Raw genomic sequence first — 25578 nt, 5'->3', positions numbered from 1 at the left:
GGCGGGACCCTAGTTGGCATTTATTCAGGAAAGCCGGCAAGTATAGCGGTGTGAAGCAGTTGCAAGCTATAAGCCACAAGCTGCAAGTGGCGTGCAGTGCTTTAACTTGCGGCTTGTGGCTAGTTGTTTGTAGCAGCGGCGATCAGCCGCTCCATCCGCGCATCCATCCGGCGTTTGATCTCGGTTTCGATATGCGGGGCAAAGTCGTCGATCACGTCTTGCATGATCAGTTGTGCGGCGGCGCGCAGTTCGTTGTCCAGGTGCAGCAGCAAGGCGTCGGGTGCCTTTTCGGCAGGCGCGGCTTCCACGACGGCTGGGGCTTCGACACTCGGCTGCGGCGCAACCGGCTTGCCGCCGACCATGTCGAACAACAGCGGGATCTGTACCTCACCGTTGACCGCTTCGGTCAGCAGTGGCGGTTGCAAACCCTCATCACCCAGCAACTGACGGATCGACTCCAGGTCGTCCAGCAGGTGGTCATCTTTTTTTAACGGGTTGGAAGTGTCCATCGTGTGCTCAAAGTCGTTGTAACCGGTGATCTTGCAAAGGATAGCCCTGTTCGCGGTAGAAACGGAAACTCTCCCGCGCAGCCTGACGAATAGCCGGATCTTCCACCACCACCTCCGCTACGCGGGCGAATGCTCCGGCAAAGGGCGGGACTTTCAAGTCCAGATTGACCAGCAGGTCCTGGTGGTCGCCGCAGTTATCGCCCAGCCCCAGCACCACCCGGCCTTCGGGTTCGGCTTCCGCAGGGCCGTGGGGCACGAAGCTCTCACCTTTGAAGCGCCACAGGCGGGCATCGAGTTCCTCGCGTTGGGCGTCATCGCTGCAATGCAGGTAGATGCGATGGCCCATGCGCCAGGCTTTTTCCGTGAGTTTGCAGGCAAAGTCCAGGCGCGCGGAGGGATCGGCGCTGGGCAATATGTAGAAGTCGACTTGGGGCATGTGGGTTCCTGCAACGGCCCGCCCCCCTTTTATAGAGGCAAAGGGGGGAGGGGGCGTTGGTTAAGCTTTGGCGCGATCGAGCAGGTACTGAGTCAGCAACGGCACTGGACGGCCGGTGGCGCCCTTGTCTTTGCCGCCGCTGGTCCAGGCGGTACCGGCGATATCCAGGTGAGCCCAGTTGAAGTTTTTGGCAAAGCGCGACAGGAAGCACGCTGCGGTGATGGTGCCGGCCTTCGGCCCACCGATGTTGGCGATGTCGGCGAACGGGCTGTCCAGCTGTTCCTGGTATTCATCGAACAGCGGCAGTTGCCAGGCGCGGTCGTCGGCGGCCTTGCCGGCGCTGAGCAGTTGCTCGATCAGTTCGTCGTTATTACCCAACAGGCCGGAGGTGTGAGCGCCCAAAGCGACCACGCAGGCACCGGTCAGGGTGGCGATGTCGATCACGGCCTGCGGCTTGAAACGCTCGGCGTAGGTCAGGGCATCGCACAGCACCAGGCGGCCTTCGGCGTCGGTGTTGAGGATTTCCACGGTCTGGCCGCTCATGGTGGTCACGATATCGCCTGGTCGCGAAGCACCGCCGCTCGGCATGTTCTCGGCACACGCCAGGATGCACACCAGATTGATCGGCAGCTTGAGCTCCAGTACGGCGCGCAGGGTGCCGAACACGCTGGCGGCGCCGCCCATGTCGTACTTCATCTCATCCATGCCGGCGCCAGGCTTGAGGCTGATACCGCCGGTGTCGAACGTGATGCCTTTACCTACCAGGGCGTATGGCTTCTCGGATTTCTTGGCGCCGTTGTATTGCATCACGATCAGGCGTGGCGGCTGGTCGCTGCCCTGGCCCACGGCATAGAACGAGCCCATGCCCAGGTCCTTGATCTTCTTCTCGTCCAGCACTTCAACCTTGAGACCCTTGAATTCCTTGCCCAGCGCCTTGGCCTGCTCGCCCAGGAACGTCGGGTGGCAGATGTTCGGCGGCAGGTTGCCCAGGTCGCGGGTGAACGACATACCGTTGGCGATGGCCTGTGCATGGGTCACGGCGCGGGTCACTTCAGCCTGGGCGGCCTTGATGGTCAGCAGGGTGATTTTCTTCAGGGCACGGGGTTCGGCTTTCTGGCTCTTGAACTGGTCGAATACGTAGCCGCCGTCCACCAGGGTTTCGGCCAGCAGGCGGGTCTTGCCGTAGCTGTCGCGGCCTTTGACCACGATTTCATCCAGTGCCAGCGTCGCATCGGCGCCGCCCAGGCCCTTGAGGGTGCCGAGCACACCGCTGATGATCTTGCGGAACGGGCGGTCGCCCAGTTCGGCGTCCTTGCCCACGCCCACCAGCAACACGCGGTCGGCCTTGAGGTTGGGCAGGCTTTGCAGCAGCAGGCTCTGGCCCACTTTGCCGGCCAGGTCACCGCGCTTGAGCACCGCGCTGATCGCGCCGCCGCTGAGCTCATCCAGTTGCTTGGCGGCGACACCGAGCTTGCGGTCTTCGCCGATGGCGACCACGAGGGTGGCGGTCTTCAACGTTTCGGGGCTAACGCTTTTTACAACCAATTCCATGTTCGGGTCCCTTATAAAGGTCTGTGAGCCTGGCGTCTGTACCCAGGCTTTAAAGCTTGGCAGTCGTGTAAACCGCCAGCGACAAAGGCCGCAGTTTGAACCTCGCCGGCGGAGCCTGACAACCCTTGGCGCAGCCTTTGTGCATGCACGTGAGGTTGCGCAGTGACAGGCGCGGTCAATCACAGGATAATGCGCCATCTTTTTAGCCGGCCCCTCGTAAAGGGGGCTGACTCGGTATGCTTGCTTGTTTGGCCGCCTTAGCCTGACAACCCTGGAGTGTCTGGTTTGATCGTCTTCCGTTATCTGTCCCGCGAAGTCCTGTTGACCCTGAGTGCCGTGAGTGCGGTGCTGCTGGTCATCATCATGAGTGGTCGTTTCGTCAAATACCTCGCCCAGGCGGCTTCCGGCGCCCTGGACCCAGGTTCACTGTTCCTGATCATGGGCTTTCGCCTGCCGGGGTTCCTGCAACTGATCCTGCCGCTGGGCCTGTTCCTCGGGATCCTGCTCGCGTACGGTCGCCTCTACCTCGAAAGCGAAATGACCGTGCTCTCGGCCACCGGCATGAGCCAGCAGCGCCTGCTGGCCATGACCATGATCCCGGCAGCCGGCATTGCTCTGATCGTAGCCTGGCTGAGCCTGAGCCTGGCCCCCCAAGGCGCCATGCAGTTCCAGCTGGTGCTGAACAAACAGGATGCGATGACCGAGTTCGACACCCTTGAGCCGGGCCGTTTCCAGGCGCTCAGCGATGGCACTCGGGTGACCTACACCGAAACCATGACCGAAGACCGCGCCAACCTGGGCGGGGTATTCATCTCCGAAAAACGCCTGGGCCAGGATAAGAAGGACCGTGGCATTTCCGTGCTGGTGGCCGACTCGGGCCGCCAGGAAGTGCGTCCCGACGGCAGCCGCTACCTGATCCTGGAAAACGGCTACCGCTATGACGGCAGCCCGGGCCAGGCCGATTACCGCGCGATCAAGTATGACACGTACGGTGTGATGCTGGCTCGTCCGGACGTCAGCAACGAAGTCACCGACCGCGACGCAATTCCTACGGCGCAGCTGTTCGGCAACCCGGAGCTGCGCTCCATCGCCGAGCTGCAATGGCGTCTTTCCCTGCCGCTGCTGGTGTTTATCGTGACCTTGATGGCCGTGCCGCTGTCGCGCGTCAACCCACGCCAGGGCCGATTCCTCAAGCTGTTGCCGGCAATTCTGCTGTATATGGCTTACCTCACCCTGCTGATTTCCGCTCGTGGTTCCCTGGAGAAAGGCAAGCTTTCGCCGGTCGTAGGCCTGTGGGGGGTGCACGCAATCTTCCTGGTGATCGGCCTGGGGCTGCTTTATTGGGAACCTGTTCGTTTGAAGATGAAGAGCCGTCGTGGCCAGAAGGAGTTGGCCCGTGGCTAAGCTTGATCGCTACATCGGTAGCAGTGTGCTCATCGCCATCCTGGCGGTACTGGGCATCATCCTGGGCCTGGCCTCGTTGTTCGCTTTCATCGATGAAGTGGGTAACGTCAGCGATACCTATACGGTCACCGACGTGCTCAGCTACGTAGCGCTCACCGCGCCGCGTCGCCTGTACGACATGATGCCGATGGCCGCGCTGATCGGTTGCCTGATCGGCCTCGGCAGCCTGGCCAGCAACAGCGAACTGACCATCATGCGTGCCGCCGGTGTGTCCATCGGTCGTATCGTGTGGGCGGTGATGAAACCCATGCTGCTGTTGATGCTGTGCAGCGTGCTGATCGGTGAATACGTGGCGCCGCCAGCCGAGTCCACGGCCCAGGCCAACCGCGCCCTGGCCCAGGGTTCGGGCGACGCGCAAAGCGCCAAGCACGGCCTTTGGCATCGTCAGGGTGAAGAATTCATCCACATCAACGCCGTGCAACCTGGCGGTTTGTTGATCGGTGTGACGCGCTATACCTTCGACAAAGAACGCCACATGTTGTCGTCCAGTTTCGCCAAACGTGCGCAGTACGACGCGGAAAAATGGCAACTGAGCGATGTCACCACCACTTATTTCCGCAACGCCGGCCAAGGCACCAAGGCCAGCACCGAAGTGATCAACGTGCCGACCGAGGCCTGGGACATCGCCCTCAAGCCGGAACTGCTCAATACGGTGGTGATGATCCCGGAAAGCCTGCCGATCTCCGGCCTGTGGAGCTACATCCACTACCTCAAGGATCAAGGCTTGAATAACGGTCGTTACTGGCTGGCTTTCTGGGTCAAGGTATTGCAGCCGGTGGTGACCGCCGCGTTGGTGCTGATGGCGATCTCGTTCATCTTCGGGCCGCTGCGTTCCGTGACCCTTGGCCAGCGGGTGTTCACCGGCGTGCTGGTGGGCTTTACCTTCCGGATTGCCCAGGACCTGCTCGGTCCCTCGAGCCTGGTGTTTGGCTTCTCGCCACTGTTCGCAGTGCTGGTGCCCACCGCCATCTGCGCCCTGGCCGGGTTCTGGCTGCTGCGTCGAGCCGGTTGATAGCGCGCTTATGAATAAAAAATGCCCCGGTTGGAAGATCGGGGCATTTTTGTTCTGGTCAGCAAAGATGACGCCTGGCCTGACCATCAGGTACAATTCCCGGCTATTTTTCAGCGGGCAATCTGCCTGCAGCCTTTTTGAGTGTTGATCCGTGAGTGATTTGAGTCATATCCGCAATTTCTCCATCATCGCCCACATTGACCATGGCAAGTCGACGCTGGCCGATCGATTCATCCAGATGTGCGGCGGCCTTGCCGAGCGTGAAATGGAAGCCCAGGTCCTGGACTCCATGGACCTCGAACGCGAGCGCGGGATCACCATCAAGGCCCACAGCGTCACGCTGTACTACAAGGCCAAAGACGGCATCACCTACCAGCTGAACTTCATTGATACCCCGGGCCACGTTGACTTCACCTACGAAGTCAGCCGGTCCCTGGCGGCCTGTGAAGGTGCCCTGCTGGTGGTCGACGCCGGCCAGGGCGTTGAAGCCCAGTCGGTTGCCAACTGCTACACCGCGATCGAGCAGGGCCTGGAAGTCATGCCCGTGCTGAACAAGATCGACCTGCCGCAGGCCGAGCCCGAGCGCGTCAAGGAAGAGATCGAGAAGATCATCGGCATTGACGCCACCGACGCCGTCACCTGCAGCGCCAAGACCGGCCTGGGCGTCGACGAAGTGCTCGAGCGCCTGGTCCACACCATTCCGGCCCCCACCGGCAATATCGAAGATCCGCTGCAAGCGTTGATCATCGACTCCTGGTTCGACAACTACCTGGGCGTCGTCTCCCTGGTGCGCGTGCGTCACGGCCGCGTGAGGAAGGGCGACAAGATCCTGGTCAAATCCACCGGCAAGATCCACCTGGTGGACAGCGTCGGGGTGTTCAACCCCAAGCACACCGCGACCGTTGATCTGAAAGCCGGTGAAGTAGGCTTCATCATCGCCGGCATCAAGGACATCCACGGCGCGCCGGTGGGTGACACCCTGACGCTCAGCTCCACGCCGGACGTCGACGTGCTGCCGGGCTTCAAGCGCATTCAGCCGCAGGTATATGCAGGCCTGTTTCCGGTCAGCTCCGACGATTTCGAAGATTTCCGCGAAGCCCTGCAAAAGCTGACCCTCAACGACTCGTCGTTGCAGTACACCCCGGAAAGCTCCGACGCCCTGGGCTTCGGCTTCCGCTGCGGGTTCCTGGGCATGCTGCACATGGAAATCATCCAGGAGCGCCTCGAGCGCGAATACGACCTGGACCTGATCACCACCGCTCCCACCGTTATTTTCGAGCTGTTGCTCAAAACCGGTGAAACGATTTACGTCGACAACCCCTCCAAGCTTCCGGATCTGTCGGCGATCGAAGACATGCGCGAGCCTATCGTGCGGGCCAATATCCTGGTTCCGCAGGAACACTTGGGCAACGTCATTACCCTGTGTATCGAAAAGCGCGGCGTGCAGCGCGATATGCTGTTCCTCGGTACCCAGGTCCAAGTGACCTACGACATGCCGATGAACGAAGTGGTCCTGGACTTCTTCGACCGTCTCAAGTCCACCAGTCGCGGCTATGCTTCGCTGGATTACCATTTCGACCGTTACCAATCGGCTAATCTGGTGAAACTGGATGTGTTGATCAACGGCGATAAGGTTGATGCCCTGGCACTGATCGTGCACAAGGACAACGCGCACTACAAAGGTCGCCAGTTGACCGAGAAAATGAAAGAACTGATTCCGCGCCAGATGTTCGACGTTGCGATCCAGGCCGCCATCGGCGGGCAGATCATCGCGCGAACTTCCGTCAAGGCACTCAGAAAGAACGTACTGGCCAAATGCTACGGCGGTGACGTAAGCCGTAAGCGCAAGCTGCTTGAGAAGCAAAAGGCCGGTAAAAAACGCATGAAGCAAGTGGGCAACGTGGAAGTTCCACAAGAAGCCTTCCTTGCGGTGCTCAGGTTGGATAGTTAGGTCCTATGTCGCTAAATTTCCCGCTGTTGCTGGTCATCGCCGTTGCCGTGTGCGGCCTCCTGGCGTTGCTCGATCTGGTGTTCTTCGCCCCGCGTCGTCGGGCGGCTATCGCGTCCTATCAGGGCAGCGTCAGCCAGCCCGATGGCGTGGTGATCGAGAAGCTGAACAAAGAGCCCCTGCTGGTTGAATATGGCAAGTCGTTCTTCCCGGTTTTGTTCATCGTGCTGGTGCTGCGTTCGTTCCTGGTGGAGCCGTTTCAGATCCCTTCGGGGTCCATGAAACCTACCCTGGACGTGGGCGACTTCATTCTGGTGAACAAGTTTTCCTACGGGATTCGCCTGCCGGTGATCGACAAGAAAGTCATTGAAGTCGGCGACCCGCAACGCGGCGATGTGATGGTGTTCCGCTACCCCGCGGACCCTAGCGTCAACTACATCAAGCGCGTGATCGGCTTGCCCGGCGATACCGTTCGCTATACGCACGACAAGCATCTGTACGTGAACGATCAATTGATCACCGATCAGATGATCGGCACCACGTACGACCCGCAACTGGGTGATGTCGCCGTGTACAAGGAACAACTGGGCGCAGACTCCGAGCACTTGGTGCACAAGGCCATGAGCCGCACCATGCAGGGAGGTCAGTGGAAAGTACCGGCCGGCCATTACTTCATGATGGGCGATAACCGCGACAACTCCAATGACAGCCGCTACTGGGATGATGCAACGATTCCCAAGGAGCTCCAGGGCATGGTCCCCGACGAGAATATCGTCGGCAAGGCTTTCGCCGTCTGGATGAGCTGGCCGGAACCCAAGCTCAGCCACCTGCCGAATTTCTCGCGGGTCGGGTTGATCAAGTAATACAGACGGCGCTGTGAACACAGCGCCGAATGCTTTTCTGGGGCGTGGACAATTCCGACCTCAGGCAGCACCCACCAGGATTTGAATTTGAACACTGCGTCAATCGTCGATGGCCGCCGGTGCCACCAACTCAATATGGATAAACCGTGACCGTTTCTCTCAGTCGTCTCGAGCGCCAGCTCGGTTACACCTTCAAGGACCAGGAACTGATGGTCCTTGCCCTCACACACCGCAGTTTCGCCGGGCGCAATAACGAGCGCCTGGAATTCCTCGGTGATGCCATTCTCAATTTCGTTGCCGGTGAAGCGCTGTTTGAGCGTTTCCCTCAAGCCCGTGAAGGCCAGCTGTCGCGTTTGCGCGCACGCCTGGTGAAAGGCGAGACCCTGGCCGTACTGGCTCGTGGCTTTGGCTTGGGCGAATATCTGCGCCTGGGTTCCGGCGAATTGAAAAGCGGCGGGTTTCGTCGTGAATCGATCCTGGCCGATGCCCTCGAGGCGCTGATCGGTGCGATCTACCTGGATGCAGGCATGGAAGCGGCCAAGGAGCGGGTTACCGCGTGGCTGACGTCGGAAATCGAAAGCCTTACCCTGGTCGACACCAACAAAGACCCCAAGACCCGTCTGCAGGAATTCCTGCAATCGCGCGGGTGCGAACTGCCACGCTACGAAGTGGTGGATATCCAGGGCGAGCCCCATTGCCGCGTGTTCTTCGTGGAATGTGAAATCACCTTATTGAACGAAAAAAGCCGAGGTCAGGGTGTGAGCCGTCGTATTGCCGAACAGGTAGCGGCCGCCGCAGCACTGATTGCCCTGGGCGTGGAGAATGGCCATGACTGATTCAACCGCAACACGCTGTGGCTATGTTGCCATCGTCGGCCGCCCCAACGTGGGCAAGTCCACGCTGCTCAACCACATCCTCGGGCAGAAACTCGCGATCACCTCGCGCAAGCCACAGACCACCCGCCACAACATGCTGGGCATCAAGACCGAAGGCAACGTGCAAGCGGTCTACGTCGACACGCCGGGCATGCATAAAGGTGGCGAGAAAGCCCTCAACCGCTATATGAACAAGACCGCTTCGGCGGCGTTGAAAGACGTCGACGTGGTGATCTTCGTGGTCGACCGCACCAAGTGGACCGACGAAGACCAAATGGTTCTAGAGCGTGTGCAATACGTCACCGGCCCGTTGATCGTCGCGCTGAACAAGACCGACCGCATCGAAGACAAAGCCGAGCTGATGCCGCACCTGAGCTGGCTGCAGGAACAACTGCCGAACGCGCAGATCATCCCGATCTCCGCCCAGCACGGCCACAACCTCGATGCTCTGGAGCGCGTAATCGCCGAGCACCTGCCGGAGAACGAGCACTTCTTCCCGGAAGACCAGATCACCGACCGCAGCAGCCGTTTCCTCGCCGCCGAACTGGTGCGTGAGAAAATCATGCGCCAGATGGGCGCCGAGCTGCCTTACCAGATCACCGTCGAAATTGAAGAGTTCAAGCAGCAGGGCAAGACCCTGCATATCCATGCGCTGATCCTCGTGGAGCGCGATGGCCAGAAGAAGATCATCATTGGCGACAAGGGTGAGCGCATCAAGCGCATCGGCACCGAAGCGCGCAAGGACATGGAATTGCTGTTCGACTCCAAAATCATGCTCAACCTATGGGTGAAGGTGAAAGGCGGCTGGTCGGATGACGAGCGCGCGTTGCGTTCCCTTGGCTACGGCGACCTGTAAGGACGCCGCAGGGCCAAAAATGTGGGAGGGGCTTGCCTCCGATAGCGGTGGATCAGTTAATAAATACGTGACTGAGCCACCGCCATCGGGGGCAAGCCCCTTCCACATTAGGTTTGTGTTGTTTTCACGATAGAGAACCCATGTCCCAATCCCAACCCCCCAGCCAACTCGCCTATGTCCTGCACAGCCGTGCCTACCGCGAGACCAGCGCGCTGGTGGATTTCCTCACGCCCCAAGGCCGCCTGCGCGCGGTGTTGCGTAGCGCGCGGGGCAAGGCCGGGACATTGGCGCGGCCCTTTGTGGCGTTGGACGTGGAGTTTCGCGGCAAGGGCGAGCTGAAGAACGTCGGCCGCCTGGAAAGTGTCGGCACATCGGCCTGGCTCAATGGCGATGCCTTGTTCAGTGGTCTCTACCTCAATGAGCTGCTGATTCGCCTGCTGCCCGCCGAAGACCCGCACCCGGCGGTCTTCGATCACTACGCCGCCACCTTGCTGGCCCTGGCCGAAGGACGCGCGTTGGAGCCGCTGCTGCGCGCCTTCGAATGGCGCCTGCTCGACGACCTGGGCTACGGCTTCGAACTGCACAACGACCTGCACGGCGACCCCATCGCCGCCGATGGCATGTACCGTCTGCAGGTGGATGCGGGCCTGGAGCGTGTGTACCTGCTGCAACCGGGGCTGTTCCAGGGCACCGAGCTGCTGGCCATGAGCGAAGCCGACTGGAGCGCGCCCGGGGCCTTGTCCGCCGCCAAGCGCCTGATGCGCCAGGCCCTGGCCGTGCACCTGGGCGGGCGGCCGCTGGTCAGTCGCGAGTTGTTTCGAAAGCCCTGACCTCCCCGTGTATGCTGTGCAGCGTTTCTTTCCCCTTTTCAGGAGCGCTTCCGTGACCACCAGCAATCGCATTCTTCTTGGCGTCAACATCGACCACGTCGCTACCCTGCGCCAGGCCCGGGGCACGCGCTACCCGGATCCGGTCAAGGCCGCGCTGGACGCCGAAGAAGCGGGCGCCGACGGCATCACCGTGCACCTGCGCGAAGACCGCCGCCACATTCAGGAGCGCGATGTGCTGCTGCTCAAGGATGTGCTGCAAACCCGTATGAACTTCGAGATGGGCGTTACCGAAGAAATGATGGCCTTCGCCGAGCGCATTCGTCCGGCGCATATCTGCCTGGTGCCGGAAACCCGACAGGAACTGACCACCGAGGGCGGCCTGGATGTGGCGGGCCAGGAAGCGCGGATCAAGGCGGCGGTGCAGCGTTTGTCGAAGATCGGCAGCGAAGTGTCGTTGTTTATCGACGCCGACCCGCGCCAGATCGAGGCCTCGCGCCGCGTCGGCGCGCCCGCCATCGAACTGCATACTGGCCGCTACGCCGATGCCACCACGCCGACAGAGGTCGCAGACGAGCTGCAACGCATTATCGAAGGCGTGAACTGCGGTCTCAATGAAGGCTTGATCGTCAATGCCGGTCACGGCTTGCACTACCACAACGTCGAGGCCGTCGCCGCGATCAAGGGCATCAACGAACTGAACATCGGCCATGCCCTGGTGGCCCACGCGCTGTTCGTCGGCTTCAAAGGCGCGGTTGCCGAAATGAAGGCCCTGATCCTGGCCGCCGCCAAGCACTAAAAACAGCCAAGCTGCAATGTGGGAGGGCGTCACCTCCCACATGAGAACCCTTACTGTTTAGCCCGCGCAGGTGTATCGTATCTGCCCTTTGCAGGCCACGCGCCTGCGGCCGATACGTGAGGTTGTTGTGTCCCGATCCTTTTCCCGTCGACAAATCCTGGGTGGCCTGGCAGGCCTGGCCGTAGTGGGCGTCGGTGCCGGTGGCGCCTACCGCTACTGGCTGGGGAAAGTCGCCGAGGCCGAAGCGGGGCACGATTACGAACTGATCGCGGCACCGTTGGATGTTGAGCTGGTGCCGGGACACAAGACTCAAGCCTGGGCGTTCGGCCCATCGGCGCCGGGCACCGAGTTGCGTGTGCGCCAGGGTGAGTGGTTGCGGGTGCGCTTTATCAACCATCTGCCGGTCGCCACCACCATCCACTGGCACGGTATCCGCCTGCCGCTGGAAATGGACGGGGTACCCTACGTCTCGCAGTTGCCGGTGCTGCCCGGCGAATATTTCGACTACATATTCCGCGTGCCCGACGCTGGCAGCTACTGGTACCACCCCCACGTCAACAGCAGCGAAGAACTTGGCCGGGGCCTGGTCGGGCCGTTGATCATCGAAGAACGCGAACCCACCGGTTTCAAGCACGAACGCACCCTGAGCCTGAAAAGCTGGCACGTGGATGACGAGGGCGCCTTCGTCGCTTTCAGCATTCCCCGTGAGGCCGCGCGTGGCGGTACGGCCGGGCGCTTGTCGACGATCAATGGCGTGTCCCAGGCGGTGATCGATCTGCCGGCCGGGCAGATTACCCGCGTGCGCCTGCTCAACCTCGATAACACCCTGACCTATCGCATCAATATTCCCGACGTCGAAGCACGGATCTACGCGCTGGACGGCAACCCCGTCGAACCGCGCCCGCTGGGCAAGGAATACTGGTTGGGCCCGGGCATGCGCATCTGCCTGGCAATCAAGGCGCCGCCGGCGGGTGAAGAACTGTCGATCCGCAACGGCCCGGTGCGCCTGGGCACCTTTCGTTCGGTGCCTGGCTCCGACGCGCCCGCCGAGTGGCCCGCGGCGTTGCCCGCCAACCCGATCAGCGAGCCGGACCTGGCCAATGCCGAGAAGCTCAACTTCAATTTCGAGTGGGTCGGTTCTGTCTCGGTCAATGTCGACAACGGCAAGCCGCCGAGCCTGTGGCAGATCAACGGGCAGGCCTGGGACATCACCGACAAGACCTGCGCCGACCGCCCGATCGCGAGGCTGGAAAAGGGCAAGAGCTACATTTTCGAATTGAAGAACATGACCCAGTACCAGCACCCCATCCACCTGCACGGCATGAGCTTCAAGGTGATCGCCTCGAACCGCCACAAGGTGATCCCGTACTTTACCGACACCTACCTGCTGGGCAAAAACGAACGCGCGCGCGTAGCGCTGGTGGCGGATAACCCAGGGGTGTGGATGTTCCACTGCCACGTGATCGACCATATGGAAACCGGCCTGATGGCCGCCATCGAGGTGGCGTGATGCGCCAGTTTCGCCCCATCGCAATCATCGACCGCAGCCGTGACCAGGACTTCATGCGCCAAGCCCTGGCCCTCGCCGCCCAAGGCGCGGCGCTGGGTGAAGTGCCGGTCGGCGCGGTGCTGGTGCAGGACGGCGAAATCATCGGGCGTGGTTTCAACTGCCCTATCAGCACCCACGACCCCAGCGCGCATGCCGAGATGGTCGCCATCCGCGCCGCCGCGCAAGCTGTCAGCAACTACCGCCTGCCGGGCAGTACGCTGTACGTGACCCTGGAACCGTGCAGCATGTGCGCCGGGCTGATCGTGCATTCACGCATCGCGCGGGTGGTGTATGGCGCGTTGGAGCCCAAGGCCGGGATTGTGCAAAGCCAGGGGCAGTTTTTTACCCAGGGTTTTTTGAATCATCGGGTGTTGTTTGAAGGCGGTGTGCTGGCCGAGGAGTGCGGCACGGTGCTGAGCGAATTCTTCAAAGCCCGCCGGGCCAAACCCGCCCTCTAAAGAACACAGCAGATCAAATGTGGGAGGGGGCTTGCCCCCGATGACGGCGGGTCAGCTAAGGCTATGCTGACCGACACTCTGAAATCGGGGGCAAGCCTCCACCCATATTTTGAGCTTCATTTTTCCAGCGGGACGGGGGCTTACTTTTTGGCGATGATGACGGCCCGCATAGGCGCCGGCAGCCCTTCAATGGTCTTGCTGTGATCATCCGGATCCAGGAAGTCACTCAGCGACTGATACTTCATCCACTCCGTGCCGCGCTGTTCTTGCACCGTGGTCACGCTCACATCCACACAACGCACCTCACTGAACCCCGCACGCCGCAGCCACAGCATCAATGCCGGTACCGACGGCAGGAACCACACGTTACGCATCTGCGCATAACGGTCTTCCGGCACCAGAACTTGCTGCTGATCGCCTTCCACCACCAATGTTTCGAGCACCAGCTCGCCGCCCTTGACCAGGGTGTCCTTCAGCGCCAGCAAATGCTCGATGGGTGAGCGACGGTGGTAGAACACGCCCATGGAAAACACCGTGTCGAAGCCTTCCAGGTTCGCCGGCAGGTCTTCGAAGGGGAACGGCAGGTGCCAGGCCCTGGGCTCGGACAGATAGCGCTGCACAGCCTGGAACTGGCAGAAGAACAGCCAGTTGGGGTCCACGCCGATCACGCTGTCGGCGCCGGCACCGAGCATGCGCCACATGTAGTAACCGTTGCCGCAACCGACATCGAGGATGCGTTTGCCCTTGAGGTCCAGGTGCGGGGCCACGCGCGACCACTTCCAGTCCGAGCGCCATTCGGTGTCCACATGCACGCCGAACAAATGGAACGGGCCTTTGCGCCACGGGCTCAGGCCCATCAGCGCGGTGTGCATTTGTGCGCGGGTGGCGTCGTCGCAATCGGCGTCCAGGGTCAGGCCATTGAGCAAGTCGACTTGGCTGGGCTGAAGCTCTGGCAGCGCATCCAACGCACTTTGCCAGCGCGCAAGGTCGCCATGCCCCTTCTCCATCTTGCTGTCGAGCTGCGCCTGCAGGCCCTGGGCCCAGACGGCCAGGGGAGTACCGACCAGATGGCGGGCGAGGGGGGACAAATCAATCATGGCAAGGCAATCAACGAGGCAAAGTTAAGACACTGGAACCACGGCACCACTTTCGAGAATCCGGCCGCCAACAGGCGTTCGCGGTGTTCTTCGAGGCTGTCGGGCTTCATGACGTTTTCGATGGCGCTGCGCTTCTGGGCAATTTCCAGTTCGCTGTAGCCGTTGGCGCGTTTGAACGCGATGTGCAGGTCGGTGAGCAGCGCGTGTTCTTCAAGGTCATTGAAGCGCAGTTTTTCCGAGAGGATCAGCGCTCCGCCGGGCAGCAGCGCCAGACGGATACGCCCGAGCAATGCCAGGCGCTCCTCGGGCGCGATGAACTGCAAGGTGAAGTTCAGCGCCACCACCGAGGCCGGCTGGAATTGCAGCGCGAGAATATCGCCCTCGACCACCTCCACCGGCAGCAACTCCTGAAACATCGAGTCCTGGCCATTGAGGTACTGGCGGCAGCGCTCGACCATTGCCGCCGAGTTATCCACCGCGATCACCGTGCAACCCTCAGTGCGTACATGGCGCCGCAACGCCTGGGTCACTGCGCCAAGGGACGAACCGAGGTCGTAGAGCACACTGTGGGGCTGGGCGAACTGCGCGGCCAGCACGCCGAGGTTTTCGACGATGGTCGGGTAACCGGGCACCGAACGCTTGATCATGTCGGGGAACACCCGCACCACGTCCTCGTTAAAGGCGAAGTCCGGCACCTGGGGAAGGGGCTGGGCGAATAGGCGATCGGGTTCTTGGCTCACGGTTGTTCCGGCGACGGTGGGGGAAAGGCCGGCATTTTAGCCAAGTTGGTCAGCGGATGCGCGGGTTGTCTGATGGAAAGCCGAGGCCGTGATGCCCCACTGGCCCAGCCAATAGGTTGCGATCAACAAATAGGGAGCTGCCTCAAACGCCACCACGAAACGATTGATGCCGATCAGCGTGTCGGAAAACACAAAGGATGCTGCCCCCGCCGCGGCGAGCAGCGCCGAACGCTTGGGCACATCGCTGCCCAAGCGGGCCAGCGCGCGCCAGAGCATGGCGCTGATCACCAGGGCGTAGACCACCACCGGCACCAGCAGGTCGCCCAGGCCGTGGCCAATCAGGATGCTCAGCAACACGGCGCCCACGCCCAGCGCGAGGATCAACGGCAGCAGCGCCAGACGCCGGCAATCGCTGAAATAAGCCTTGAGGTACGCCAGATGCGCCAGCAAAAACGCGCCCAGGCCAAAGATAAACAGGTCCCCCGGCCAGGCCAGCAGTACATCGCCCAGCAGCGAAAAAATCAGTCCCAGGCTGATCCAGCGTCGATAGTCGGTGGGTGGCGCATCATGCAGCCAGCCCAACAGCGCCAGCACCGGCAACGGCTTGACCAGCAGACACAACAGTGTGGCGTGAGTTGTCAGGCCGTAGATAAAGGTGCCGGCGCCCATCAGCGCGAGAATCAGCCAAGGCATGTCAGTTGACCGTAATGGCGCAGTCGAAGCTCTCGACGGGCTCGGCTTCGGGCTCCCAGGGTTGCTGGGAAGTCAGGCGCAAACGGCCCTGGCCCGGTGCGAAGGCCTGGAAGCGCCACGTCGATTGGCCGCCCCCGCCGATCACCCCGGATTCGCTGCTGCTATAGACCTCGGGGCTCAGCGCGCGCAACACCCCGCCGGCTGAATCCTGGATGGCCCAGCGGTAACCGGTGGTGGGGTTGCTGGGCAGGGTGAGGATCAGGTTTTGTCCGCTTTTCAGCTGAAGCGGGCAGGCGCTCTGATTGTCCACGCTGACGTTTTGCTTCGGCGCGCTGGCACACGCGGTCAGCAGGGCAAGGCTCAAGGGGAGAAGCAGGCGGGCAGCGGTCATGAGGGCTCCGTTGTTTGGCGACGAAGACCGAGCATAACCGAAGATAAGACCGGGTGTTACACGCTGGATACAGGTTGCGGCCACTTACGCCATCGGGGGCAAGCCCCCTCCCACAGGTTGAGTTGTGAACCCATTCAAGTGTGGGAGGGGGCTTGCCCCCGATGAGGCCAGTGCAAGCGCTAACGGTCCATCAGAACAGCACCTTCGCCACATCTGCAAAACGCTTGGCGAAATGCACCGTCATGCCTTCTTTCAGGTACTCCGGCAGTTCTTCGAAGCTGCCGCGATTGGGCTCCGGCAGGATCAGTTCATGGATCTTCTGACGCCGCGCCGCGATGACTTTTTCGCGCACGCCGCCAATCGGCAGCACATGCCCGGTCAGCGTCAGCTCGCCGGTCATGGCCACGCCTTTTTTCGGCGGTTGGTTGCGTGCCAGCGACAACAGCGCGCTGGCCATGGTCACGCCGGCGCTCGGGCCGTCCTTCGGTGTGGCGCCTTCCGGTACGTGCAGGTGCACGAAGGCTTCGTCAAAGAATTTCGGATCGCCGCCGAACGATTTCAGATTCGAACTGATGTAGCTGTAGGCAATTTCGGCGGACTCCTTCATCACTTCACCCAACTGGCCCGTGAGCTTGAAGCCACGGTTGAGGGTGTGGATGCGCGTCGCTTCGATCGGCAAGGTCGCGCCGCCCATGCTGGTCCACGCCAGGCCGGTGATGACCCCGGTGCCGGACAGTACTTGTTCGTTGCGAAACACCGGCATGCCCAGGGAGCTTTCCAGATCCTTGTTGCCGATCTTGATCACCGTGTCCGGCGCATCCAGCAACTTGACCACGGCCTTGCGCACCAGTTTACCCAGCTGCTTCTCCAACTGGCGCACCCCGGCTTCACGGGCGTAACCGTCGATCAGCGCGCGCAATGCCCCGTCGCTGATGGTCAGGCTGTTCTTCGCCACACCGGCTTTTTCCAGTTGCTTGGGCCACAGGTGGCGCTTGGCGATGGCGACTTTTTCTTCGGTGATATAGCCCGACAGGCGAATCACTTCCATACGGTCGAGCAATGGGCCGGGGATGGAATCCAGGGTGTTGGCGGTGCACACGAACAGCACCTTGGACAGATCCAGGCGCAGGTCCAAGTAGTGGTCGAGGAATTCGACGTTCTGCTCCGGGTCCAGGGTTTCCAGCAGCGCCGACGCCGGGTCGCCCTGGAAGCTCTGGCCCATCTTGTCGATCTCGTCGAGCATGATCACCGGGTTCATCACTTCCACATCTTTCAACGCCTGCACCAGTTTGCCCGGCAGGGCGCCGATGTAGGTGCGGCGATGGCCCTTGATCTCGGCCTCGTCGCGCATGCCACCGACACTGAAACGGTAGAACGGGCGGCCCAGGGATTCGGCGATGGATTTGCCCACGCTGGTCTTGCCCACGCCCGGCGGACCCACCAGCAGCACGATGGAGCCGGCGACTTCGCCTTTGTAGGCGCCCACGGCAAGGAATTCGAGGATGCGGCTCTTGATGTCGTCGAGGCCCGCGTGGTGTTTATCCAGCACCTTGCGGGCGTGCTTGAGGTCAAGCTTGTCCTTGCCGTACACGCCCCATGGCACCGAGGTGGCCCAATCCAGGTAGTTGCGCGTGACCGCGTATTCCGGCGAGCCGGTTTCCAGGATCGACAGTTTGTTCAGTTCTTCGTCGATGCGTTTTTTCGCCTGGGCCGGCAACACTTTGCCTTCCAGGCGCTGCTCGAACTGCTCGACGTCCGCGCTGCGGTCGTCCTTGGTCAAGCCCAGCTCCTGCTGGATGACTTTGAGCTGTTCCTTGAGGAAGAACTCGCGCTGGTGCTCGCCGATCTTGCGGTTCACCTCCGCGGACAGCTCTTTTTGCAGGCGCGCGACTTCGACTTCCTTGCGCAGCATCGGCAGCACTTTTTCCATGCGCTTGAGCATGGGCACGCAGTCCAGCACTTCCTGCAGCTCGTTGCCGGTGGCGGAGGTGAGGGCGGCGGCAAAGTCGGTCAGCGGCGACGGGTCGTTGGGGCTGAAGCGGTTGAGGTAATTCTTCAACTCTTCGCTGTACAGCGGGTTGAGGGGCAGCAGTTCCTTGATGGCGTTGATCAGCGCCATGCCGTAAGCCTTGACCTCGTCGGTCGGCTCGGACGGCTGGTGTGGGTATTCGACTTCCACCAGATACGGCGGGCGGTGGTGCTTGAGCCAGGTGCGAATCCTCACGCGGGTCAGGCCCTGGGCGACGAATTGCAGTTTGCCGTTTTCGCGGCTGGCGTGGTGCACCTTCACCAGGGTGCCATACAAAGGCAGGCTGGAAGTGTCGAAGTGGCGCGGGTCTTCCGGCGGCGTGTCCATAAAAAACAGGGCCAGGGAGTGATGCTCGGACTTGCTCACCAGTTCCAGGGTTTCGGCCCAGGGCTCTTCATTGACGATCACCGGCAACACTTGCGCGGGGAAAAACGGCCGATTGTGGATCGGGATGATATAGACCTTGTCCGGCAGGTTCTGACCGGGCAGGGCCAGGCCGGTATTGGTCGAAGGGGTTTCAGCGTTTTCGGGATCGGCGTAGTCGTTAAGGTCGTAATCAGGAAATTCTTGCTGGTCGCTCATGGGGCACCTGCATCAGGAAGTATGGTGCTTAGATGGGGCGAGGTAGCGGTGGTTTCAATGGTGGGGGTGAGATAGCAACATATTGCATGAAATTACTGCGGCGACCCGCTCATGGGGGAGGGGGCTGCTCCCACATTGGGTCAGCTGATTTTATGAAGGTAGGCGGGGAGTGGCTGTTCCGGCAGCACCGATAGCACTTTCAAGCGCTGCAGCATCCGCTGCCGGGCCCGTTGCAAGTGCTCGCGCAGGTTCAACGCCGCCGCATCGAATGCGCCATGCAGCAGCAGCTCCAAAATCAAGCGATGTTCGGCGAGCATCGCCCGGTCGGCGCCGATCCCCAGCAATCGGTAAAAGATCCGGCTGATGATCATCGGGCTCTGGCCCTGGCGAATCAACGCGGCAATCTTGCGATTTTGCAGGCCGGCCAGGCAGCGCTGGTGCAAGTCCTCTTCGATCTGCTCGATGGCTTCCAGGCTGCACTGGGGGCTGGCCTGGGCATCCAGTACGCGCTGCAGCATGGCTTCCAGCATGTCGCGGTCGAGGTTCGGTGCACTCTGGCGCAAGGCTTCGGGTTCCAGGCAGGCGCGCAATTCGTAATCTTCGGTGACTTCCCGCGCGGTCAGAGGCCCCGCCAGCCATTGTGAATAGGGCTCCTTTTCCACCAGGCCGCGGTCGCGCAGGCGCATCAGCGCCTCACGCACCACCGCGCGGCTTACCCCGTAATGGTCGGCGGCGGCTTGCTCATCCAGGCGGTAATGGCCGAAGGCGATACAGGTGGACAGCGCCGCGCCGATCTCCTCGACGATGCGCTCGCCCAGCGGCCGAGTGTCCATCAGTTCGGCCTCGCCATTGAGGCCCAGGTGCGCATGGCTCAAGGGCAGGCGCAGCGGCTCCATCGCCAGGCCTTCGGGGTTGATCAGATAACCACGGCCGTTGAAGCGGCAGATCAGGCCTTCGTCATGCAGCAGATCCAACGCCTTGCGCACCGGCACGCGACTGGTGCCGAACAGTTCGGCCAGGGGCGCTTCCAGCAATACCAGCCCGTGCCGCGCGGTGCCGCTGACAATCGCGTCACGCAACACCTGGTGAATCATCGCGTAACGGGAGGCCGAGGCGGATGCTGCTTTCATCGATTTCTCAAAGGCATGTAGGACGATGGCCGGGGATTCTCTCATAGAAGCGCCTGTCACTCTGCGCCACGCCGGAGGCACTTTTTTGGGGCCTTGGCCGAGGCGTTGTTACTTTTCTGCACCAAAATGTATTTATTAATAAAACATACATTATTTGGGCCTGGCGGAGATTTCCTTTACCCGTCAGATTTTTCCAACGTTGGAAAAGCCTCTATCCCGCGATTCTTAGCGACAGCCACGGATTGATCGTCAACCCACGAACACAGGCTGGCACGGATACTGCCTTTGTAAAATGTACATTTTATTAATATGTACGTTTTAGGGTGGGGGTGTGATGATGCCAGATGCCACGTCAATGGCCGAGGATTTCGCCAGCGGTCGCAGCGATCCGGTGCAAGCGCTTGAACATGCGCTCGACCAGGCCCAACGGTCGAGCAGCGTGTTTATCAGCCTCACCGCCGAGCGCGCCCGCCGTGAAGCCGAGGCCGCCGCCGCCCGCTGGCGTGCCGGTCAGCCACTGAGCGGGTTCGATGGTGTGCCCCTGGTGTGGAAAGACTTGTTCGACGTCGCCGGCAGCGTCACCACCGCCGGCACCGCCTACCGTCGTAATGCGCCCGCCGCCGTGCTCGATGCGCCCATTGTCGGCCTGTTGTGCCGCGCCGGGATGGTCAGCGTCGGCAAAACCAACCTCAGTGAACTGGCCTATTCCGGTCTGGGCCTCAACCCGCATTACGGTACGCCGCACAACCCCTATGGCAGCGATCAGCCGCGGATTCCCGGCGGCTCGTCGTCCGGTTCGGCGGTAGCCGTCGCCGCCGGTATCGTGCCGATCGCCATGGGCACCGACACCGCCGGGTCGATCCGCATCCCCTCGGCGCTCAACGGCCTGGTGGGGTATCGCAGCAGCAGCCGGCGCTACAGCCGCGACGGCGTCTTCCCTCTGGCCCGTTCCCTCGACAGCCTTGGCCCGTTGACGCGCAGCGTGCGCGATGCACTGACCCTGGACGATCTGCTCCACGGCCGAGCTCAACGTCACACGCCGCGCAGCCTCAAGGGGCAGCGGTTTGTGCTGGAGCACAGTGTGCTGAGCAACGTTGAGCCGGCCGTGGGCAATAACCTGCTGCGCGCCGTGGAGCAACTGAAGGTCGCCGGTGCCTTGATCGAAAATCGGGAAAGCCCGGCTTTCAAGGCCACGCTGGAACTGATCCAGCAACAAGGCTGGCTCGGTGCCTTCGAAGCCTTCGCCCTGCACGAGGCCCTGCTCGACAGCTGCCACGCCGCGCAACTTGATCCACGCGTGCGGCGCCGCCTTGAAACCGCGCGCGGCCTGCCGGCCAGCCAGTTGATCGGCCTGATCGAAGCGCGCCAACGCCTGCAACAACACGTGGTCGACGACCTCGACGGCGCGATCCTGATCACACCCACCGTCGCCCACGTCGCCCCGCCCCTGGCCCCACTGGAAGCCGACGATCAACTCTTCGCCACCACCAACCTCGCCACCCTGCGCCTGACCATGCCCGGCAGCCTGCTGGACATGCCCGGCGTGACCCTGCCCAGCGGCCGCGACGCCCTGGGCCTGCCCACCGGGATGCTGCTCAGCGCCCCGACGGGGGAGGACGCGCGCCTGCTGCGCGCCGCGTTGTCCGTCGAATCCGTACTTAACGTTTAAGGAGACACACCATGGCTAAAGACATCCTCTGTGCATTTGGCGTCGACGTTGACGCCGTCGCCGGCTGGCTCGGTTCCTACGGCGGCGAAGACTCGCCGGACGACATCTCCCGCGGCCTGTTCGCTGGCGAAGTCGGCGCGCCGCGCCTGCTCAAGTTGTTCGAGCGCTACGGCCTGCGCACCACCTGGTTTATTCCCGGTCACTCGATGGAAACCTTCCCCGAGCAGATGAAGGCGGTGGCCGAGGCCGGCCACGAAATCGGTGTGCATGGCTACAGCCACGAAAATCCGATTGCGATGACCGCCGAGCAGGAAGAAATCGTCCTCGACAAGTCCATCGAACTGATCACCCAGGTCACCGGCAAACGCCCCACCGGCTACGTTGCGCCGTGGTGGGAATTCAGCAAGGTCACCAACGAGCTGCTGCTGAAAAAAGGCATCAAGTACGACCACAGCCTGATGCACAACGACTTCCACCCCTACTACGTGCGCAAGGGCGACAGCTGGACCAAGATCGACTACAGCCAGCACCCCGACACCTGGATGAAACCCCTGGTGCGCGGCGAAGAAACCGACCTGGTGGAGATCCCGGCCAACTGGTACCTGGATGACCTGCCGCCGATGATGTTCATCAAGAAAGCCCCCAACAGCCACGGCTTCGTCAACCCGCGTCACCTCGAAGAAATGTGGCGCGACCAGTTCGACTGGGTCTACCGCGAACACGAACACGCGGTGTTCACCATGACCATCCACCCCGACGTATCCGGCCGCCCGCAAGTGCTGCTGATGCTCGAGCGCCTGATCGAGCACATCCAGGGCCATGCCGGGGTGCGTTTTGTCACGTTCGATGAAATCGCCGACGACTTTATCCGTCGCCAACCGCGTACCTGACCCCATCCCTTGAGGCGCCACCGATGTCCATCTACAACAAGCTTGACCTGACCGGTTGGAAGCCCCGGCAACTGTCGTCCCAGGAAGTGCGCTTCGCCACCTGGATCGCGTTTTTCGCCTGGGTGTTTGCGGTGTATGACTTCATCCTGTTCGGCACCTTGCTGCCGGAGATCGGCCGGCATTTCGGCTGGGGCGAAGTGGAGCAAGCCGAGATCGCGACCTGGGTGGCGGTGGGCACCGCCGTAGTCGCCCTGGCCATCGGCCCCATCGTCGACAAGTTGGGGCGACGCAAAGGGATTATTTTCACCGTGGCCGGGTCGGCGCTGTGTTCAGCGCTGACCGCGATCGGCGGGGCATGGGGCAAGTCGCCGCTGATTCTGATCCGTTCCCTGGGCGGTCTGGGCTATGCCGAAGAAACCGTCAACGCCACCTACCTGACCGAACTGTACGGCGCCTCGCAAGACCCGCGACTGACCAAACGTCGCGGCTTCATCTACAGCCTGGTGCAGGGCGGCTGGCCGGTAGGGGCGTTGATTGCGGCGGGGTTGACCGCGTTATTGCTGCCGGTTATCGGCTGGCAGGGCTGCTTTATCTTCGCGGCGATCCCGGCCATCGTCATCGCAATCATGGCGCGCAAGCTCAAGGAGAGCCCGCAGTTCCAGATCCATCAGCGCATCAGCGAGCTGCGTAAAAGCGGCGCGGTGAACGAAGCGCAAAACGTCGCCGCGACCTATGGCGTGGACTACGACGAACACAGCAAGGCCGGGCTCAAAGCTGCGTTCCGTGGTCCGGCACGCCGCGCCACCCTGGTGATCGGCGCCGCGCTGTTGCTCAACTGGGCGGCGATCCAGGTGTTCAGTGTGCTGGGCACGTCGGTGATCGTCAGCGTGCACCACATCTCGTTCGAGAACTCGCTGATCATCCTGGTGCTGTCGAACCTGGTGGGTTACTGCGGCTACCTCAGCCATGGCTGGATGGGCGACAAGATCGGCCGCCGCAATGTGATCGGCCTGGGCTGGATGCTTGGCGGCCTGTCGTTCGCCGGCATGCTGTTCGGCCCCAGCAACATGGCCATGGTGGTCGGTTTGTATAGCCTGGGCCTGTTCTTCCTGATCGGGCCGTACTCGGCGGCGCTGTTCTTTATCAGCGAAAGCTTCCCCACCAGCATCCGCGCCACCGGCGGCGCGATCATCCATGCCATGGGGCCTATCGGTGCGGTGGTGGCAGGCTTTGGTGCCACCCAGGTGTTGTCCGCCGGCAGCGACTGGCAGACCGCCGCGTTGTGGTTCGGCGCGGTGCCGTGCTTCCTGTCCGGTGCGCTGATGTTCGCCGCGCGCCATGTCCGCCCGGAAACCGTGCAGTAAGGAGTGTGAGATGAATCGTAAAGTTGCCTTGATCACCGGTGCCGCCAGCGGCATCGGCCAAGCCCTCGCCGTGGCCTATGCGCGCAGCGGCGTGACGGTGGTGGGCGGGTATTTCCCGGCCGATCCCCATGACCCGCACACCACCGTGAGCCTGGTGCAACAGGCCGGCGGCGTGTGCCTGATGCTGCCGCTGGACGTGGGCGACACCGCCTCGGTGGACGCCTTGGCCGCACAGGCCATGCAGCATTTCGGTCGGCTCGACTATGCGGTGGCCAACGCCGGCCTGCTGCGTCGTGCACCGTTGCTGGAGATGACCGATGCGCTGTGGGACGAGATGCTCAATGTCGACCTGACCGGCGTCATGCGCACGTTCCGCGCCGCCAGCCGGCATATGCGCGAGGGCGGCGCCTTGGTGGCAATCTCGTCGATTGCCGGCGGCGTGTACGGCTGGCAGGACCACAGTCACTACGCCGCCGCCAAGGCTGGTGTGCCGGGGTTGTGCCGCTCCCTGGCGGTGGAACTGGCGCCACTGGGCATTCGGTGCAACGCAGTGATCCCGGGGTTGATCGAGACGCCGCAGTCCCTGGACGCAAAAAACTCCCTCGGCCCTGAAGGCCTGGCCAAAGCCGCCCGCGCTATTCCGCTGGGCCGGGTAGGGCGCGCCGATGAAGTGGCGTCGCTGGTGCAGTTCTTGACCAGTGATGCGTCCAGCTACCTGACCGGCCAGAGCATCGTCATCGACGGCGGCCTGACCGTACGCTGGCCTGACTGATGGGTGGTAGGGAGCTTGCCCTCGATGGTGGTGGGTCAGACACAGCTGTCCTGGCTGAACCGCCGCAATCGGGGGCAAGCCCCCTCCCACATTGGAATGCCGCTGGCCGACGGATGTACTCGCTTTAACGGTGTGAGGGGGCAAGCTCCCTCTCACATTGGAAGGACACTGGCCCGGCGGATGTACTGGCTTCAACTGTGGGAGGGGGCTTGCCCCCGATGGGGGTGTGCCAGACACAGCTGTCCTGGCTGAACCGCTGCAATCGGGGGGCAGACCCCTCTCACATTGGAATTGTGTTTGTTTCTGGAGAATCGATATGCCTCAACTCACTGATCGTCGCGCTGTGATCACCGGTGCCGGCAGCGGCATTGGTGCCGCCATCGCCCGCGCTTATGCGGTTGAAGGTGCGCGCCTGTTGTTGGCCGAGCGCAATGCCGCCAGCCTCGCCGAAACCGCCATCACCTGCCGCAACCTGGGGGCCGAGGTGGTCGAGTGCGTGGCCGATGTCGGTACGGTCGAAGGCGCTCAGGCCGGGGTCGACCGGTGTGTCGAGCACTTCGGCGGCATCGATATTCTAGTCAACAACGCCGGCATGCTGACCCAGGCGCGTTGCGTCGATCTGTCCATCGAAAGGTGGAACGACATGCTGCGCGTCGACCTCACCAGCGTATTCGTCGCCAGTCAGCGCGCCTTACCGCACATGCTGGCGCAGCGCTGGGGGCGGATTATCAACGTGGCCTCGCAATTGGGCATCAAGGGCGGCGCCGAGCTGAGCCACTACGCCGCCGCCAAGGCCGGGGTGATTGGCTTTACCAAGTCCCTGGCTCTGGAAGTCGCCAAGGACAACGTGCTGGTCAACGCCATCGCCCCCGGCCCGATCGAAACGCCGTTGGTAGGCGGGATCAGCGCGGCCTGGAAACGCGCCAAGGCTGCCGAGTTACCTCTGGGCCGCTTCGGCCTGGCCGATGAAGTGGCGCCCACCGCCGTGCTGCTGGCCAGCGAGCCGGGCGGCAATCTGTTCGTCGGCCAGACGCTGGGCCCGAATGCCGGCGATGTCATGCCATGAGCGGGGTA

Annotated in this window: 24 protein-coding genes; 15 read left to right on the top strand and 9 right to left on the bottom strand. The window is 62.1% G+C overall.

Translation table 11 applies throughout. From position 1 onward, the window contains the following. Positions 1-119: 119 nt before the first annotated feature. The 3 genes from OSC50_RS19065 to OSC50_RS19055 are packed head-to-tail and all read right to left on the bottom strand — an operon-like array spanning position 120 to position 2496. Complete coding sequence (locus OSC50_RS19065; RefSeq protein ID WP_181078354.1) at positions 120-509, bottom strand: DNA polymerase III subunit chi; 390 nt, start codon at positions 507-509, stop codon at positions 120-122. 7 nt (positions 510-516) lie between these two features. Continuing rightward, complete coding sequence (locus tag OSC50_RS19060; RefSeq protein ID WP_253510640.1) at positions 517-945, bottom strand: DNA polymerase III subunit chi; 429 nt, start codon at positions 943-945, stop codon at positions 517-519. Between the two features lie 60 nt (positions 946-1005). Next, positions 1006-2496 (bottom strand): leucyl aminopeptidase, encoded by a 1491-nt coding sequence (locus OSC50_RS19055; RefSeq protein ID WP_181078350.1) that lies wholly within the window; start codon positions 2494-2496, stop codon positions 1006-1008. Positions 2497-2781: 285 nt separating this feature from the next. On the opposite strand from OSC50_RS19055, the gene lptF reads away from it, so the two are divergent. From lptF to tadA, 10 genes are all read left to right on the top strand, one after another. Continuing rightward, positions 2782-3900 carry an LPS export ABC transporter permease LptF gene (lptF, locus tag OSC50_RS19050; RefSeq protein WP_253510642.1) on the top strand — a complete coding sequence of 373 codons (1119 nt, stop codon included), beginning with the start codon at positions 2782-2784 and terminating at the stop codon, positions 3898-3900. Beyond that, positions 3893-4972, top strand: coding sequence for an LPS export ABC transporter permease LptG (lptG, locus tag OSC50_RS19045; protein ID WP_253510644.1), 1080 nt, complete (start codon positions 3893-3895; stop codon positions 4970-4972). The genes lptF and lptG overlap by 8 nt, the downstream gene beginning before the upstream one ends. A gap of 151 nt (positions 4973-5123) precedes the next feature. Continuing rightward, positions 5124-6923, top strand: coding sequence for a translation elongation factor 4 (gene lepA, locus OSC50_RS19040; RefSeq protein WP_181078344.1), 1800 nt, complete (start codon positions 5124-5126; stop codon positions 6921-6923). Positions 6924-6928: 5 nt separating this feature from the next. Next, the gene (gene lepB / locus OSC50_RS19035) at positions 6929-7783 is read left to right on the top strand and encodes a signal peptidase I (protein ID WP_181078343.1); all 855 of its coding nucleotides are present in this window, start codon (positions 6929-6931) and stop codon (positions 7781-7783) included. Between the two features lie 146 nt (positions 7784-7929). Continuing rightward, positions 7930-8619: a ribonuclease III gene (rnc, locus tag OSC50_RS19030; RefSeq protein ID WP_033902449.1), complete on the top strand. Its 690-nt coding sequence runs from the start codon at positions 7930-7932 to the stop codon at positions 8617-8619. Beyond that, positions 8612-9514: a GTPase Era gene (era, locus tag OSC50_RS19025; RefSeq protein ID WP_016978271.1), complete on the top strand. Its 903-nt coding sequence runs from the start codon at positions 8612-8614 to the stop codon at positions 9512-9514. Before rnc ends, era begins: the two co-directional genes overlap by 8 nt. Before the next feature lie 140 nt (positions 9515-9654). Continuing rightward, entirely contained in the window at positions 9655-10344 is a 690-nt protein-coding gene (gene recO / locus OSC50_RS19020; RefSeq protein ID WP_266248078.1) for a DNA repair protein RecO, read from the top strand. Between the two features lie 52 nt (positions 10345-10396). Beyond that, positions 10397-11140 (top strand): pyridoxine 5'-phosphate synthase, encoded by a 744-nt coding sequence (pdxJ, locus tag OSC50_RS19015; RefSeq protein WP_034096056.1) that lies wholly within the window; start codon positions 10397-10399, stop codon positions 11138-11140. A 127-nt stretch (positions 11141-11267) separates the two neighbouring features. Continuing rightward, positions 11268-12650, top strand: coding sequence for a multicopper oxidase family protein (locus tag OSC50_RS19010; protein WP_181078338.1), 1383 nt, complete (start codon positions 11268-11270; stop codon positions 12648-12650). Continuing rightward, positions 12650-13147: a tRNA adenosine(34) deaminase TadA gene (gene tadA, locus OSC50_RS19005; RefSeq protein WP_181078336.1), complete on the top strand. Its 498-nt coding sequence runs from the start codon at positions 12650-12652 to the stop codon at positions 13145-13147. Before OSC50_RS19010 ends, tadA begins: the two co-directional genes overlap by 1 nt. A 140-nt stretch (positions 13148-13287) precedes the next feature. On the opposite strand, the gene cmoB is transcribed toward tadA, so the two are convergent. The 6 genes from cmoB to OSC50_RS18975 all read right to left on the bottom strand — a co-directional run bounded on the left by cmoB (position 13288) and on the right by OSC50_RS18975 (position 19809). Next, a complete protein-coding gene (gene cmoB, locus OSC50_RS19000) occupies positions 13288-14244 on the bottom strand; it encodes a tRNA 5-methoxyuridine(34)/uridine 5-oxyacetic acid(34) synthase CmoB (protein ID WP_266248080.1) in 957 nt (318 codons plus the stop codon). After that, entirely contained in the window at positions 14241-14984 is a 744-nt protein-coding gene (gene cmoA, locus OSC50_RS18995) for a carboxy-S-adenosyl-L-methionine synthase CmoA (protein ID WP_266248082.1), read from the bottom strand. Before cmoA ends, cmoB begins: the two co-directional genes overlap by 4 nt. Before the next feature lie 36 nt (positions 14985-15020). Then, complete coding sequence (locus tag OSC50_RS18990; protein WP_266248083.1) at positions 15021-15677, bottom strand: lysoplasmalogenase; 657 nt, start codon at positions 15675-15677, stop codon at positions 15021-15023. Position 15678: 1 nt separating this feature from the next. Then, positions 15679-16068: a protease inhibitor I42 family protein gene (locus OSC50_RS18985; protein WP_181078328.1), complete on the bottom strand. Its 390-nt coding sequence runs from the start codon at positions 16066-16068 to the stop codon at positions 15679-15681. A gap of 190 nt (positions 16069-16258) precedes the next feature. Next, positions 16259-18679 (bottom strand): endopeptidase La, encoded by a 2421-nt coding sequence (gene lon, locus OSC50_RS18980; RefSeq protein WP_181078326.1) that lies wholly within the window; start codon positions 18677-18679, stop codon positions 16259-16261. 140 nt (positions 18680-18819) lie between these two features. Then, on the bottom strand, positions 18820-19809 hold the full coding sequence (locus OSC50_RS18975; RefSeq protein ID WP_266248084.1) for a GntR family transcriptional regulator: 990 nt from the start codon (positions 19807-19809) through the stop codon (positions 18820-18822). Between the two features lie 337 nt (positions 19810-20146). Between OSC50_RS18975 and OSC50_RS18970 the strand changes: the two genes are divergently transcribed. The 5 genes from OSC50_RS18970 to OSC50_RS18950 all read left to right on the top strand — a co-directional run bounded on the left by OSC50_RS18970 (position 20147) and on the right by OSC50_RS18950 (position 25570). Further along, positions 20147-21478, top strand: a complete 1332-nt coding sequence (locus OSC50_RS18970) for an amidase (protein ID WP_266249684.1) — start codon at positions 20147-20149, stop codon at positions 21476-21478. Positions 21479-21489: 11 nt separating this feature from the next. After that, complete coding sequence (locus OSC50_RS18965; RefSeq protein ID WP_266248086.1) at positions 21490-22368, top strand: polysaccharide deacetylase family protein; 879 nt, start codon at positions 21490-21492, stop codon at positions 22366-22368. Positions 22369-22391: 23 nt separating this feature from the next. Beyond that, entirely contained in the window at positions 22392-23732 is a 1341-nt protein-coding gene (locus tag OSC50_RS18960; RefSeq protein WP_266248087.1) for an MFS transporter, read from the top strand. Positions 23733-23742: 10 nt separating this feature from the next. Further along, on the top strand, positions 23743-24504 hold the full coding sequence (locus OSC50_RS18955) for an SDR family NAD(P)-dependent oxidoreductase (RefSeq protein ID WP_266248088.1): 762 nt from the start codon (positions 23743-23745) through the stop codon (positions 24502-24504). A gap of 316 nt (positions 24505-24820) precedes the next feature. Then, entirely contained in the window at positions 24821-25570 is a 750-nt protein-coding gene (locus tag OSC50_RS18950; RefSeq protein ID WP_266248090.1) for an SDR family NAD(P)-dependent oxidoreductase, read from the top strand. Positions 25571-25578 lie beyond the last annotated feature (8 nt).

It is taken from the genome of Pseudomonas quebecensis (assembly GCF_026410085.1).
Lineage (GTDB): Bacteria > Pseudomonadota > Gammaproteobacteria > Pseudomonadales > Pseudomonadaceae > Aquipseudomonas > Aquipseudomonas quebecensis.
This window is presented reverse-complemented; position numbering and strand designations above follow the sequence as displayed.